This window comes from Niabella aurantiaca DSM 17617 (assembly GCF_000374125.1).
Classification (GTDB): Bacteria; Bacteroidota; Bacteroidia; order Chitinophagales; family Chitinophagaceae; genus Niabella; species Niabella aurantiaca.
Map to the genome: position 1 here is coordinate 1,000,050 of NZ_KB893625.1, position 15,191 is coordinate 1,015,240.

13 protein-coding genes are annotated in these 15,191 nt (G+C 43.4%); 7 read left to right on the plus strand and 6 right to left on the minus strand.

Annotated features, from left to right (window positions below):
- Positions 1-24 precede the first annotated feature (24 nt).
- The 6 genes from B160_RS0104200 (at position 25) to B160_RS28395 (ending at position 9,861) form a co-directional block, all read left to right on the plus strand.
- Positions 25-570, plus strand: coding sequence for a dihydrofolate reductase family protein (locus B160_RS0104200; RefSeq protein WP_018626624.1), 546 nt, complete (start codon positions 25-27; stop codon positions 568-570).
- A gap of 202 nt (positions 571-772) precedes the next feature.
- On the plus strand, positions 773-1,342 hold the full coding sequence (locus B160_RS0104205; protein ID WP_018626625.1) for a four helix bundle suffix domain-containing protein: 570 nt from the start codon (positions 773-775) through the stop codon (positions 1,340-1,342).
- A gap of 237 nt (positions 1,343-1,579) precedes the next feature.
- Complete coding sequence (locus B160_RS0104210) at positions 1,580-2,617, plus strand: nuclease domain-containing protein (RefSeq protein ID WP_018626626.1); 1,038 nt, start codon at positions 1,580-1,582, stop codon at positions 2,615-2,617.
- Positions 2,618-3,258: 641 nt separating this feature from the next.
- Positions 3,259-4,434, plus strand: a complete 1,176-nt coding sequence (locus B160_RS0104215) for a M48 family metalloprotease (protein ID WP_018626627.1) — start codon at positions 3,259-3,261, stop codon at positions 4,432-4,434.
- 24 nt (positions 4,435-4,458) lie between these two features.
- On the plus strand, positions 4,459-6,108 hold the full coding sequence (locus tag B160_RS31525) for a DUF4011 domain-containing protein (protein WP_157557875.1): 1,650 nt from the start codon (positions 4,459-4,461) through the stop codon (positions 6,106-6,108).
- Between the two features lie 48 nt (positions 6,109-6,156).
- Complete coding sequence (locus tag B160_RS28395) at positions 6,157-9,861, plus strand: AAA domain-containing protein (RefSeq protein WP_018626629.1); 3,705 nt, start codon at positions 6,157-6,159, stop codon at positions 9,859-9,861.
- A gap of 140 nt (positions 9,862-10,001) precedes the next feature.
- Here the strand turns inward: B160_RS28395 and B160_RS32340 are convergent, their stop codons facing one another.
- Together B160_RS32340 and B160_RS32510 are read right to left on the minus strand one after the other, a co-directional pair.
- Positions 10,002-10,136 (minus strand): hypothetical protein, encoded by a 135-nt coding sequence (locus B160_RS32340; protein WP_018626630.1) that lies wholly within the window; start codon positions 10,134-10,136, stop codon positions 10,002-10,004.
- On the minus strand, positions 10,093-10,320 hold the full coding sequence (locus B160_RS32510) for an HNH endonuclease (protein ID WP_071596984.1): 228 nt from the start codon (positions 10,318-10,320) through the stop codon (positions 10,093-10,095). Before B160_RS32510 ends, B160_RS32340 begins: the two co-directional genes overlap by 44 nt.
- A gap of 32 nt (positions 10,321-10,352) precedes the next feature.
- Here B160_RS32510 and B160_RS32515 point away from each other — a divergent pair, with 32 nt between their 5' ends.
- Positions 10,353-10,619 (plus strand): transposase, encoded by a 267-nt coding sequence (locus B160_RS32515; RefSeq protein ID WP_071596985.1) that lies wholly within the window; start codon positions 10,353-10,355, stop codon positions 10,617-10,619.
- Here the strand turns inward: B160_RS32515 and B160_RS0104230 are convergent.
- From B160_RS0104230 to B160_RS0104250, 4 genes are all read right to left on the minus strand, one after another.
- Entirely contained in the window at positions 10,562-10,843 is a 282-nt protein-coding gene (locus B160_RS0104230; protein WP_018626631.1) for a DciA family protein, read from the minus strand. The two genes, B160_RS32515 and B160_RS0104230, sit on opposite strands and share 58 nt — an antisense overlap.
- Before the next feature lie 199 nt (positions 10,844-11,042).
- Complete coding sequence (locus tag B160_RS0104235; RefSeq protein WP_018626632.1) at positions 11,043-12,161, minus strand: acyltransferase family protein; 1,119 nt, start codon at positions 12,159-12,161, stop codon at positions 11,043-11,045.
- A 64-nt stretch (positions 12,162-12,225) separates the two neighbouring features.
- Positions 12,226-13,308 carry a DNA replication/repair protein RecF gene (gene recF, locus B160_RS0104240; RefSeq protein ID WP_018626633.1) on the minus strand — a complete coding sequence of 361 codons (1,083 nt, stop codon included), beginning with the start codon at positions 13,306-13,308 and terminating at the stop codon, positions 12,226-12,228.
- A gap of 337 nt (positions 13,309-13,645) precedes the next feature.
- Positions 13,646-15,190, minus strand: coding sequence for a DUF6850 family outer membrane beta-barrel protein (locus B160_RS0104250; RefSeq protein ID WP_018626635.1), 1,545 nt, complete (start codon positions 15,188-15,190; stop codon positions 13,646-13,648).
- Position 15,191: the final 1 nt, after the last annotated feature.

Here is a 15,191-nt window from a genome sequence, read left to right on the forward strand (position 1 = left end):
TATTTTTATCCGAAACAGCGCAACATGAAAAAACTGATCCTGGACCTGGCCACTACCCTTGACGGATTTATAGAAGGTCCCAACGGGGAAATTGACTGGTGCATTATGGATGATGATATGGATTTTGAAGGGTTCCTCTCCGGGATTGACACTATTTTTTACGGCCGCGTCAGCTATGACCAATGGGGCAACTATCAGCCCCAAGCCGGTGCCTCTGCAGCAGAGCAGGCATTGTGGAAGGCGGTGCATTCAAAAAAGAAAGTGGTGTTCTCCACCCAACCCCGGCAGGATGATCGTGCCACATTTATTAGTGATGACATCGTGAACCGGGTTGCTGAAATAAAAAACCAGGATGGGGGCGATATCTGGCTGTATGGTGGCGCCGGCCTTATAAAAACCTTTATCCGGGAACGACTAATTGACACTTACCGCATATCCGTGCATCCCATCGCATTGGGCAGTGGCAAACCCCTGTTTGAAGACCTGAAACAACGGCTGGCCCTGCGCCTGGTTACAACCAATACCTTCCGCTCCGGCGTGGTACAGCTGATCTACGAGGCGGGGCAGTAATGTGCATAAATAAAACGACCACTAATGTGAAAGATGAACCTTTTGCGACGATAAGTATAGCATATTAGCAGCTCCGTCCCACCAGTCTCCCCGTCGCCCAAGGCACAGCATGCTCCCTCAAAAAATGTTGTTTCAATACTAAAAGCCATCTCAAAAAGTGCTTTCCCCAAATATCTTCGTAACTTTAAACCAAACACAACCTATGACACACCAAAAGCACCTTCATGACTTTATACCCCTGCATGGCGGCTACCGCCACCTGATCACTTTTCAAAAAGCCGGGATCATTTACGACGGCACCGTATTTTTTACCGGAAAGTATTTCAATAAATACGACCGCACTGTTGATCAGATGGTGCAGGCAGCCCGGTCGGGTAAGCAAAACATTGCAGAAGCCAGTATGGCATCCGGCACCTCAAAAGAAATGGAAATAAAGCTGACCAATGTAGCCCGCGCCAGCTTAGAAGAGTTGTTGCTGGATTATGAAGATTTTCTGCGTACCCGTAAACTGCTCCAATGGCCCCGCAGCCACCGTCTTTCCCAGCGCTTTGATACGCTCAACCAGACACCCAACGCCAGCTACGATACCTTTAAAAAAGCCATCGAACATGAAGATCCTGAGATCAGCGCCAATGTGCTCCGTTGCCTGGTAAAAGTAACGGTCTACCTGCTGGGCCAGCAGGTAATCGCCCTGGAAAAGGCCTTTCTCAATGAAGGCGGCCTCCGTGAGCGCATGACCCGCGCCCGGTTGCAAAACAGGAAAAAAGAATAGCCGCCCTATACCATAATATTAGGGGACAGGGAGACAGGGAGACATTGAGGCTTATCTCTGCGTCGCATTTGTCTCCCCGTCCCCTGAACAACTCTTGTTAAATTAAAAGTATTTAGTATATTTACAGTAAGCGCGACTGCGCCCCAACACCCCCAAAAATGAAAACACCCCCAATTGCACCCGCAATCTTTTACCGCTCGCAGGGAAACCATAAATTTAGCCTTTTAAAACAGCACAATGCCGCCGCCCCGCAAAGCAAGCTGTATAAGGAATCTGTCCATCCGCTTTAGCTATAACCGTTCCTTTAGCGGTAGCCAACCCTACCCGGATGCCGGCAGCTGGACCATGCACATGCGGCTGGATTATACGCTTTCCTTTTGGCCGGCGGGCATTACCGAGGCGGAGGCCGAGCTGCAGGAGCTCATCGTGCACATACATTTTGATGCCAAGTATAAAATTGATCACCTCAATAAATTTTTGGAGCCTTCCTCCAACGCCGCGCTGGCGCAGGAAAAAAGGGACAACAGCAAGGGCATTTATAAAAATGCGGACCTGCTTAAAATGCATGCGTATAAGGATGCCATCCGGCGCACGGGTGGGGCCTATGTGCTGTACCCGGGGCATAAGGACCTTACCCGCAAAGGTTTTCATGAAATACTGCCCGGACTGGGCGCCTTCCCGGTGCGGCCTTCCAAAACGGAGGATGGCACCGGCGCTTTAAAAGCCTTTATCCTTGCCATTATCGATCATTTTATCAACCGCAGTTCCCAGCGGGAAAAATGGGCCTACTATACCTTTGACGTCTTCAAGCAAAAGCCGGGGGAAGATAATATACTCAACGAGCCCTTACCGGAGCCTTATGGGGCCAACCGGGATCTGTTGCCGGACGATAGTTTTGTGCTCATCGGCTATTATAAATTCGCCGAGCAACTGGCCTGGATCCGGCAGCACCACCTGTACAATTTCAGGACCGGCAGCGGGGCAGGGGGCCTGGTGCTGGATGCGCCCGGTATTTGCTGTTGCATACCGCCGGGCAGCAGCAGTCCGACGAGCTGTGGAAAATCATTAGCAAGGGTCCGCAGGTCTGTTCCCGGCAGGAGCTGCTGGACAAAAACTATCCTTCCCCCACGCAATCGCATTACCTGGTCATTCGCCTGGCGCCCGTGCCGGAGCCGGAGTTGCACCACCTGCAATGGCACTTCAAGAACCTGCCCAACTATGCATCCGGCAGGGCCTCCGCGGTTCCCTTTACCGCCACCCTGGCGCAGTTCATGAAGGTGGTACAGAGCCGGGAGTAGCGCTATCGGCATCACAGCAGCGGGCTCTTTTTTTGGGCGTGCCCCCAACCCGCCCACGCATCAGGGCCCACACAGGGCCGGGGTCGGGCTATGCAGGGGTTCCGTGCTGCGCACCGGCCGCTGTTGGCGGCCGCCCTTTCTATCCCTCACGCGGGCATCCGTGCCATAAACCCGGTTAGTAAGTGAAGGAGAGTGAACCATTTTGTCACGGTGAGCCTGACGAACCGTTGACCAACGAATATTTGGTTTTTTACGGAAATCCGTAAAGAACATTAATTACAAGCGTATAGTTTTATATAAAAAACAATGTATATACGATGCAGGTTGTTAAAGCTTAATTCCAGATTTTTCCTATATTTAAAGGACCAAACAAATAAATTGACTATTTAATGAAACATCCAATTGCTGTACACAGCCCACCCTGTGTCTAGTTTTTATTATCTCCGTATTCCCTAATGATGTATTGGGAACGCGCTTTTATAAAAGATGCAATGCTTAGCAGATGCATAAACTACAGCCAGTATACCTGCATGGGAGGTTTAATAATTAAAATAAGAGTTAGGATTCTGCTTAATACATTTTAGAGTTACTCACCTATAAATTTCTGACAACAGTGTTATGATAAAATATTTCCCATATCATGAACTTACCGCTAATTACTTTGAAAATAATCAACAAATTTGGGATTTTTTTTCAAATACCATTAATAAAGAGGCACAGCTTAAAGAATTTAAAGTAAATCTCCTAAAAAATACATACCAATTTACCAAAGAGGGAGAACCCGAGTTATTTAATAAAGTTGCTATTGCAAAAGAAAAGCTTGGATTGACGGTTCCCGTATACCTTTATCAAGCTCAGCATGCTGAAGAAGTTAATGCAAGTGTCTTGTATTTAAATAAAGAGGTCTATATTATTTTTAGTGGTAGATTGTTGCAACTTTTGAGCGATGATGAGTTGCTTGCAGTTATTGGTCATGAGTTAAGCCATGTTTTACTTTATACACAACTTAATGGTAAAATTGAGGTGGCAGACAGGATTATATATGCGCTGGCTAATAATGCTGGGAGCTCTCCTGCTCACTTTGAATCGGCTAGATTGTTTAAATTGTACACAGAAATTTTTTGTGATAGAGGTGCATATTTAGTAACAGGTAATTATTCAGCTGTTATAATATCACTAGTAAAAGTTGTAACCGGCCTTACGTCTGTTAATGCGGACAGCTACATCAAACAAGCAGAGGAAATTTTTTTAGCCGATACACAAACGAAAGCCAACGGAGTATCGCACCCTGAAAATTTTATACGGGCAAGAGCTATTTGGCTCTGGCATAGTAAAGGTGCTGAAGCTGAACCGGAAATAAAGCAAATGATTCAAGGATACACGTCTATTGATGAGTTAGATTTATTTCAACAAAATCAAATGAGTTTGATCACAAAGGAGCTGGCGCAGTTGCTATTAAAACCGAATTGGATGCGAACGCCACATATTTTGGCCCTAAATCAGCAGTATTTTAACAGGACTGAAATAAACGAACAACTCAGCAAGGAACAACTAAAACTAGCAATAACTCCTCTCCATCCAAGTTTAAAAGATTATTTTTCCTATGTACTCTATGACTTTTCGATGGCTGATAAAGAATTAGAGGATGCGCCCCTGGGCCTTTGCTTTTCTCTTGCTGAGGAACTGTCTTTGGATGAGCAATTTTTAAATACAGTTAAACGAGAGAAGAAACTTACACAAAAAAAGGTACTCGCTTTAAAGAAGCAGGCATTATCTGTTCTGGAAGAGTTATAACTTATATAATACATAGCAATAGACATGACAAATACAACTTTTCAACAATATTTGCAATCAGCTTTTTTGTCGGGCCCAATGAGTACCGACGAAACCGTTGAATTTGTATTGGCTCTTTTTGAGGAAGTAAATAGTTTTCATGAAAATGGACAGGTGGGGGCATTTGAAAAGCCTGATACTGTTTTTTTGACAGAAGGAAGGCTTGATATTGACGAAAATTATACACACGAGCCGAGTAATAATTTAAATGAGATCAATGCTTTATTGGCAAAGGAGGTAATAAAGGGGTATGAAATTACAGGTCAGATACTGGTGGATCAGGATGTTTCCCAAAATACGGTTACTATTAAGAATATGCAGGTTCAGACTGATAACCTTTCGGAACTTAAAAGACCTGTTTACTTTCCAGGGTACCAGTGTTATGAGATGCGATTGAAGCATCATGACGCCCAAACTGATATTTTCTGCTTAGGCCTAATACTGGGCAGCGTTGTTATGGGGCTGGATTTATATGACGTTGATGACTTAAATAAATTTGCATCATACCGTCAGCAACCTGCCGGTCTTAATCCTCGGATGCATCCAACGCTGTGTTCTTTGGTTACAGAAATGACAGAGTTGGATAGAAGTAAACGGCTAAGGGATCTAGCGGAGGCCATACAGAGACTAAGGTTTTACAGAGATTATGACCCGCAGTTGCAAATAGATCTTTCTCAGATGGCGGAGTTACAAGTTCAAAGTCCTACCGATCGTAAAAGTTTTATATTATCGAAACTAAGGAACCGGCTTTTTGATAGCAGTAGGCGTAATCGAATGCTCTATTACAAACCGAATAGTCGGTTTGCAAACCTTACTATCAGCAGTGTTCCAATGGTATTACATTATCAGAGTATTAATCCACAGCTACTTTTTACCTGGACTGGCGAAATTTCTAAAAGAATTATTGCCACACAGGACCTGGATTTAAACAGATATTTGCGCTTTGAAGATCATCCATATCTAAATAGTCAATTAAATAGTATTCGGCAACAGAGCGAAAGCGATAAAAAAGAATTTGGCTTTAGTCAGTTGAAATTAGTGGTAGCCTATTTGCACTGGCATAATCTTAAGGAAAGTACAAGTGAGCGTATTCAAAGCCCATTGTTGCTGCTTCCGGTGGCGTTGGAACGTAAAAAATCTTTAAAAGAAGAACGGTTTGTTCTAAAAATTCTGGATAATGCGGCAGTAATAAATCCGGTATTGAGTAATTACCTAAAAGATCTTTATGGAATAGAACTGCCAGAAAGTATAGATTTTGATGATATTAGCATGGAGGAATTTTACAATGTATTACAATCAAAAATTAATGAAGCCAGGCAGGGAGTAAAATTGAATTATATTGATAAACCCAGGATAAAAATCATTCATAGTATTGCAAAGCAAACAATTAATAACTATCAAAAAAAGCTCAGATCAAGGAATAAAGCTGCATTTAATCATATTGAGTATAGCTATAGTGAGGATAATTTTAAACCATTAGGTTTGGAACTCTTCAAACACAAAATACAGCCTGTATTGAGCAATCTGGAATTTTTGCTGGAAAGTGATAGTGACAATACGCAACATTTTTCCAATCTGGCGGTGGCTAAGAGTACATTTGAAATTACGGATGGAGAGAATAACCCATATAGTTGAGACTTTGATATTTGCAATATTGTATTAGGTAATTTCAACTATAAAAAAATGAGCTTGGTTGGAGATTACAATACCATTTTGCACGATAATATTGATCACAATGTTTTCGAAGATATTTTTAGCAATAAACCCCGCAATCCCGCATCGCCAACAATATCAAACAATATCAAAGAATGGCATCATGTAATAGCTGCAGATCCTACGCAAAACAGAGCTGTAGCGCAAAGCAGGAGTGGAGAAAGCTATGTTATACAAGGACCTCCAGGTACAGGTAAAAGCCAAACGATTACAAATTTAATTGCTGACTTACTAATAAATGATAAAAATATACTTTTCATATGTGAGAAAAGAGCGGCTTTAGATGTGGTATATCACCGCCTAAATCAAAATAAGCTTGGGGAACTTTGTTGTTATATACATGACAGCCAGGGAGATAAAAAGGAGTTTTATAAAAACCTGAAATTGGTATATGACGATTTTGTAAATAATAAACTGAGTCTTTCTAAAATAGAAGCGTATCGAGCTGAAGTTTTGTTAAAGATAGAAAATCATACAGCTCTTTTAAATGAATTTCATTATCAGCTTAAATCTGATATAGAAGGAGGTGTTAGTATTCGATATTTAATTGAACGGTTATTAGCTTTACGCCAGGTGTTATTACCTGAGGTGGCAGATAAATCCATAGTACCCGGATATGGCAAATGGAAAGAATACGGTAAGGTAATTTTAGAATTAAGTAAAGCACTGGGTTCATCTGGTGCTGATGAAGTACTGGCCCATCATCCATTTGCAAATCTAAATAACTATATCCTTCGTGCAGAGAATCCATTTGCGCTTTTTGATAGTATCGTAGCACATGCCTATGAATCTTTGGAAATAGTAAAAGCGTTGATTAGCCAGTATAATATTTCAGCAAGCTATACTGACAGTTTGGAGCATATTAAAAACCTGATAGAAGACGCTGTTTTATTAGAGCCAATTGCGAAAAGCGGTAATTTAAATCTAACAGAATCATCTGGTGAGGCCGCCGCCCGCTTTGAGGAGGCATGGCAGCTTTACAATCAGCTGTATCGCAAGAAAGAGGATGCTATCAAAAATAATTCCAATTGGCTCAATAGATTTTCAAGACAAGACATACTACAGGCAATTCCTATTTCTGAAAGATATGAAAAGGCATTTTTGGGTTTTCTAAATGGCAGCTGGCGTCGTTTAAAGAAACGGTTAAATCAATCGTATGATTTTTCATCACATGCTGTAAAACCTTCGTATACAGATATTCTTAAACAATTGCAGGATGAATACAGCGCCAAAGAAGCGTTTGCCAACAATAAGGAAGAAGTGGAGCAGCGTTACCGTGTTGAAGATATAACGCAGATGAAAAAAAATATAGATGCCTTAAAAAATAAAAAAGGTGATCGCGAAGTTGATTATTTATTAGCACACGAAATGCCGGATGAATTGGTGCTAAAACTAAGCGAACTAAATAATGAATTGCAACAACTGGAGTTGCATTTAAAGCAATGTCTTTATAGTGTGCAAAACAAATCTGTAGCTGAGTTGAGGAATGAGTTAGCCACAATCAAAAGCAATGCTCCTGTTTTACGACAGCTGTTGCCCTATCTTCGAGAATTTTCAGAATTGCCTGTTGAGGTTCAGAATTTTATTAGGAAGATTCCTGTTAGTCCATCTCAGGCAGAAGCTATAATGGCTTCATGTACATTGGATGCCCTCTATAAAAATAACCAAACTTTTGCAACAATAAATCACGCACTACTACAGCGTACAGTTAGCGAAATTGAAACCGCATACAAGGAATTACTAATAGTTAATGGAGATTATATACGGGCAAAAAGAAGAGCAAAGTTTTTGAGACATTATGAATTAAGTAATTCGGCTGCGGCTCAATTAAGTCCGGATGAAAAGCGCTTTAAAAAGTCTTATGCTGAAGGAAGAAAGATATTGGAGCATGAAATGAATAAAACCATGCGGTACCGCACTATTCGTGAAATTGCATCTAATGAAAGCGGGCAGGTGTTAAAAGACGTAAAGCCTGTATGGTTAATGAGTCCGCTTAGCGTAAGTGATAGTTTACCGTTGGATGCAAGTTTCTTTGACGTGGTTATTTTTGATGAAGCCAGCCAGATTACATTGGAACAAGGTATTCCGGCATTGTTTAGGGCGCCTCAAACGATTATTGTGGGTGATGACAAACAAATGCCGCCCAGTAATTTCTTTAATGCAAAAGCAGAGGACCCAAATGATTTGGATACGTTTGAAGGGGAAAAGGAAGATGAAATCATAAGTGCAGATGCAGATAGCTTGCTTGTTCAGGGCGCACGAAAATTGAATAACACCATGCTTAGCTGGCACTATCGGAGCCGCCATGAGGAATTAATCAGTTACTCAAACCACGCCTTTTATGAGGGCGGGTTATTGACTATTCCTGACAAAAAAACACATTATCAGGTACAGCCTTTGTTAGAGGTTAAAGGCGCCGATGATGGAAAAATGAATGCAGATCTATTATTGAAGGGGGGTATTAGTTATCACTATATTCCTGGCGCGGTATATGAAAATAGAGGTAATCTTAGTGAAGCAAAATACATCGCAGAAATGTTGCGTAAACTATTATTGGATGATGTAAAAGAATCGATTGGTATCGTTGCTTTTAGCCAGGAGCAACAAAGTATTATAGAAACGGCTATAGAAGAACTGGCAATATCTGATAGGAATTTTGAGTCGGTATTGGATAAAGCTTTCAATCGTAATGAAGAGGGGCAATTTATTGGGGTTTTTATTAAAAATTTAGAGAATGTGCAAGGTGACGAACGCGATATCATTATTATGAGTGTTTGTTATGGTTTCGACCCTAATAAAAAAATGCTTATGAATTTTGGGCCTATCAATAAAAAAGGTGGCGAAAAAAGATTAAATGTAATTTTTAGCAGAGCAAAAAAGCACATGGCTGTGGTAAGTAGTATTCGATATCATAATATTACTAATGATTATAATCCCGGTGCGAATTACTTTAAACGCTTTTTGCATTATGCAGAGCTGGTAAGCACGGGAGATCTAAACGCTGCACAAATGATATTAGATACACTTGTTACAAATGAAACCAGAACAAGTGAAGGAAGAAGCAACTATTTTTTGGTGGCGAGTCAGGTAAAAAGGCTTTTGGAGAAAAAGGGCTTTTATGTAGATGAAAACGTGGGCCAAAGCACCTTCAAATGCTCTCTTGCAATAAAAAAGAATAAAACTGATGGAAATTACACACTAGGGATTCTAATTGATGATGAAAATCATTACAACAATGACAATGTTGTAGAACAATATTATCAGAAACCGGCTATTTTAAGAGCCTTTGGATGGCATGTACTAAATATTTATGCTAAGGATTGGCTTGAAGATCAAGAGCTCGTAATGCAAAGAGTGCTGAAGTTGTTGAATGGGGAAGAGTTGAACACACCTGAAAAGCCGGGTGTTAAACCTTCACATTTAGAAAAAACCGCTCCTATTGATGAAAATAGTATTTTTCTTTTGGCTCCGGAACAAGACAAATTTTGGCAGCTGACAATACAAGGCAATACTATAACCACAAAATTTGGCAAAATGGGAACGCCTGGTTTGGCTCAAGTGAACATTTTTGATACGGCAGAGCAAGCTGAAGCAATGAGGCAGGAGATGATTAAAGAATATAAAGAGAAAGGATATATTGAGGATGCTACAAGTTCAACTTCGGTTCATTCTTAAAATAGTTAATGGATAGCATGCATGCAGGTCCAATGTTGTTATTGTCGTACGTCATCCTGAGCGCAACGCAGTGGAGCCGAAGGATCTCCCAATTGCCCGACTGTCCTGCATTACAGGGATGTTTCGGTTGCGCGTTGCTACTATTTTATCTCATTTCTATGCCGCTCCAAATACGCATGATTTTCTACCGACAGGTTTTTAATGCTTTCCCGGCCGGTAACGCCAATTTTATCATAGGCGCTGGCGCGCAGCGCGGGGGAGGATGATTTTCCCATTGTTTTCAAAACTAATCAGGTGTTGGTCAAACAAGGCATCATACACCGGGGATAACAAAATGCCGTTGTGCACATCCAGTCGCTCTATATTGTTGGCATGGCGCCAGGGTACAATATGGGAAGCAATTAATATCTCGTGTTTTGTATAGCCGGTAACGGCACAGGCAAACCGCCAGCGATGCAATACGCTTTTGCGATAAGCGCCCTGACCAATACATGCTGCAAAAGCTTATCCCCAAAAAATCAGAAAGGATAAAATTCAATAATGCTGAAAGTGGTAAGACCTTAATTTTTCTCACGAACAACTTTCATCTTAAAGCAACTGAAATCGCACAACTGTATAAACACAGATGGGAAATTGAACGGTTCTTTAAATGGATTAAACAGCACTTAAAAATAAAATCCTTTTTTAATATTTCGAAAATTTACTTAACAATCACTTCCCGGATCACTTTTTGCCCCAGGGCCTCGTTCACCCGCTGAATGATCTTTTCACGCTGGTAGATCAGCTCATTTTTCAGCGGCGCCACCGTGGTAGCAATGATCAGCCGGTCGCCAATGATCTGCAGCTTATCTGTGTACCTTGCCACCGTCTTGCCCATGATCTCTTCCCATACATCGTCGATACGCAGCGCCTGTATGTCGCCTTTGATCCGGCTTTTATTTAAAAATTCGTTCAATGCTTCGCCTAAAGAATATTGTGCCACGGTTCACCTGTTTCTGCAAAGGTAGCTTATTAATGGAAGGATACAATGCAGTTCAGGCATTACCTCCAACGGTGAAGAAAACCGGCAGATGATTGCTTAAAATGCTTTACGGAACCCTTGTACTCATTGCGGTTTAATTGTTATGGTGATACATACCAGGACCCCAAGGGGCGCCGGAGCGGTCAAAGCCCGCATGGATTTACAGCCGGATGAATATTTTTCTTTTATAAAGAAAATAGCCCGCAAGCCAGCAAAGCAGCATAAAACTTACCGACCAGAGCAGGGAGGGGAAATGTCCCGTTCCCCATTGCCCGTAGGTAATGGTGTAGAGGTGCTTAAAGAAGGATTGCCGGTCGGCTGTATAAAAGCTGGAAAGCAGTATGGGCAGCACTTCGCTGAGCAGATAAATGAACAGGGCATTTTTGCCGAATACCTCAAAAAAGACCACACCGGTCCGTCTGCCTTTAAAATCTATACTATAGAGGATTGTGGCAATGATCAGACAGTCGAGGCCCGTGGTCAGGCATACGAAACTGCTGGTCCAGAGCTTTTTATTAACCGGGAAAACAAGATTCCACAGGTAACCTGCAGCCAATAACAAAAACCCGGCAATGGCTAGTAATGCCAGCATCTCGTAGCTTTTGGGGTTCTTTTTTATATGAAGCCCTGCCAGATAGCCAACGAGGACATTTACAATGGCGGGGAGGGTGCTCAGGAGGCCTTCGGGGTCAAAGGCATTTTCCAGCCCCTTTTTGTAAAGATGCGGCCGCGTCAATGTCAGGATATCCAGGCGGGTAGCGGCCGCTCCGTTTTGCGTATAATCTCCGAATACGGCAGACAACAGCCAGTATCCCAGCAACAGACCGGCCGCGGTGATCAGCACTGTTCTCCGCGACGAAAAATGGATGATGAGGGCTCCGATCCCGTAACAGAGGGCAATGCGCTGCAAAACACCCAAGATCCGCGTTTCGCCGATAGGGAAGGGCAGTATGTGATTTTGCGGATCTACTTTTACAAACGGCAGCCAGTACATCAGGTAGCCGATCAAAAAAAGCAGCAGGGTGCGCTTCAGGATCTTCATGATCACCTGCCGTGCCGGTTGCTGCTCCCATTTTGATTTTGAGAAGCTGATGGCATTGCCCACCGCAAACAAAAAGGAGGGAAAAACAAGATCGGTTAAGGTAAAGCCGTTCCATTGGGCATGGCGCAGTTCCGGAAAGGGATCCGGTCCGCCTGTATTAACGATGATCATAAAGCAGATGGTCAGTCCGCGAAAAATGTCGAGGGCAAGAAAACGCACCGGCGCAGTCTGGTTCATATGAATGGGGTTAATGGAAAACAGATCATTGCTCTAAGTTAATATGAAATGCCGTTGCTGCCAACTAAAGTTCCACCAGGTGCAGCTCTGCGCCGATGGCCTCCATATGCTGCATGATCCGTTCTTTATTGGTGTCGGTAATAAAAACCTGTCCATCCTTTTCGTGGCATACCTGACGCAGCAGGCTGCTGATCCGGTCTTCATCCAGCTTTTCAAAAACGTCATCCAGCAACAGGAGGGGCGTGAACTTTTTTTTGGCTGCCAGTACTTCCAGCTCTGTAAGCTTCAGGGCAAAGAGCAGGCTTTTCCGTTGACCCTGGGAGGCGATGTTTTTAAAAGGCTGGTTGCCGAGCTGGAGCGTGATGTCGTCCCGGTGAATGCCCAGGGTCGTGCGCTGCAGGGCGAGGTCTTTCTGCCGGGCGGCCTTAAGCAGCTCTTCAAAAGTAGCTTCCAGCAGGCGGCTTTCGTAAAAGAGGGAAAGGGGCTCTTCCTGTTGGGCAATTCCCGTGTACATGCGCTTTACCCGGGGCAGAAAAGCAACCAGCGTATCGCGCCGTTTATTGAAGATAAAGTTCCCTGCAGGGATCAGTTGCTCATCCAGAACGCTGAGCAATGATTCATCGAGGGTGCCCTGTTCGGCTGCAGCTTTCAGGAAACTGTTCCGCTGCTGCAGTAATTTATTATAAAGGATCAGCTGTTTCAGGTATTCGGGATCGAGCTGGGAGATCAGCGCGTCGATAAAGCCCCGCCGTTCTTCACTGCCGCCCGTGATCAGCACCGCATCATCCGGCGCAATGATCACACAGGGGTACCGTCCAATATGTTTTGAAAATTTATCGTAGAGCGCTCCGTTTACAGAAAATTCCTTTTTGCCGGTCTCCCGCAGGATGCAGGCGGCGTTCTCTATTTCACTGTTCTGCTCAAACGCCCCATCGATACGGAACCCTTTGGCTCCCTGCTGTACATTTACGGCATCCGTGCTGCTGAAATAGCTTTTGGTAAAGCAGAGATAGTGGATCGCATCCAGGATATTGGTTTTCCCGACTCCGTTCTTTCCACAGATGGCCACTACCTTTTTGGAGAACTGGAAGCTCCGGTTGGTATAGTTTTTAAACTGCAGGAGCGATATGGAGTTGAGCCGGAACATATGAGGTAAAGATAGAAAGATATTTCTTTATTTTTCCGGTAGGACAGTCGCTCCCGGGGCAATGGCTTTCGAAGGTCCGGGGATGATGAGGCACCTTTGGCATGGCTTATCAGGCGCGTTCTTCGCAGGATAGCAAACTTTTAAATGGATTCAAGCCTGTTTTTATAAATGCCCGCTGCGGCCGTGTTGCTTATAAATAAGATAGGTTTGCCTGCAATTGCTCCGGCCACCGTTCAATTTGCCGTTTTAACGGATAAGGGAACAAAAAGATCCTGTACCGGGCTGGCATGACCGTTACATTTTTTGAAAGGATCCGTTGCCCCTTTTTTTGATCGTTTTACAGGATGCAACCTAAACTCAATTGGATCCTGCTCCTGTTATTTCCAGGTAGCTCCATCGCCGGTATTTCACCTCCTTTTATGTTTGCAAATTGATAGGAGCCCAGGAGCTCGATGAACGGGGTCAGCTTCCTGTATTTCCGGCTGTAGGTGACATAAAAGCTGCCCAGGTATGATGGTGAAGTAAAAAAATAGTAATCCCGGTAAACGACGTTACTGAGGATCGTTGATTGTGACGCCGGCTGTTTCATTTCGCCGGAGAAGGGGATATAGCCATTTACAAGCAGCTTTGTTTTTAGCAGACCGGCTTTTTGTATCTTGCTGTAATAGGCCCCCGATAAACCAATGGTTGAGAATTGGCAGGCCGTTCGTAATCCTGTTGACCCCGTTGCTCTGAATAAATAAGAAACGGCACCCCTCGCATCTAGCTCATATTTGACAGCGCCGTCTTTTATATGTCCGTAACCGGCAATAATATGTGCCGATTCCCGAAAATACACATAATTATTTCCGGCGTATGTCTCGTTGAAATCATAACCATAATTATTGAAATAATCGAATTTCGCATGCCATGCTGACCGGGGATTTTGATATTCCCAAAACAGCGTTCCACTCCAGTTGTCCTCAAAAAAAGTACCGTAGGTATAGTCCTGTACCCCTGTTTGCGCCGCACTTGCCTGTTCTGAGAATAGGGATGTTTTCTTCTGATAAGCGATCAGCAGGCTAATGTTCCCCCAGCGGGTATGACTATTATACGATCCTGCCCACTGGCTGCCATCGGTCCTGGTGGTCAGTGCGGGAATGAAATCACGTACGCTTTGCTGGCCGTACGCTTCCTCCAGGTGTGTAACAAAGTCAACCGCTTGTATGTTATTCCTGTAGTTTTCGTTCTGGTAGTTGACCTGGGTCTCGGAAAATCCCCTGGTAAAGCCTCCCTGTATGCCGATGTAATGATCCGGAAGGAAGCGGTAGTTGACCGCACCATTTAAAAGCATACGGTACTTGAAATGCTCGGGTCGCGGATCATTTATGCGCCATCCATCATGCGTGTAGTAATCGATTCCCAGCCCTGTAAAGAGTTTATCGCCCGAAAAAGACCGGGACAGGTTCCCTTTCAGGTTGTACTTTATGATATCCCAGTTCCCTTTTTTTCCGGCATACAGGTAATAGGGGGAGGGATCGTTTGGATCGTACTTTAAGGTATAACCCACACTGTCCAGCTTTAATTTTGCATAGCTGAAGCTGCCGTTCACCAGGTACTTTTTTATTTTCGAAGTACCCTCTGAATAAAAACCATAAATGCTTTTCCGGGGGGCGTCCTGCGCCTGGATATAATTACCATTTTCAGCATTGTAATAGCCTTCAACCTTTCCATACGAGCTTGTATGGAGAAAGGGCTGTAAGACCGGTACCGCTGAAAAAAAAGTGTATCCGGCAGCGAAGTGCTCCGTTTGTGAATTGTGTTCTACAGAATCCTGCGCTGCTGATACGTTCGTTAAAAACAGTACCAGTACAGCAAATATTGTTTTTTTTTGAACGGCCATT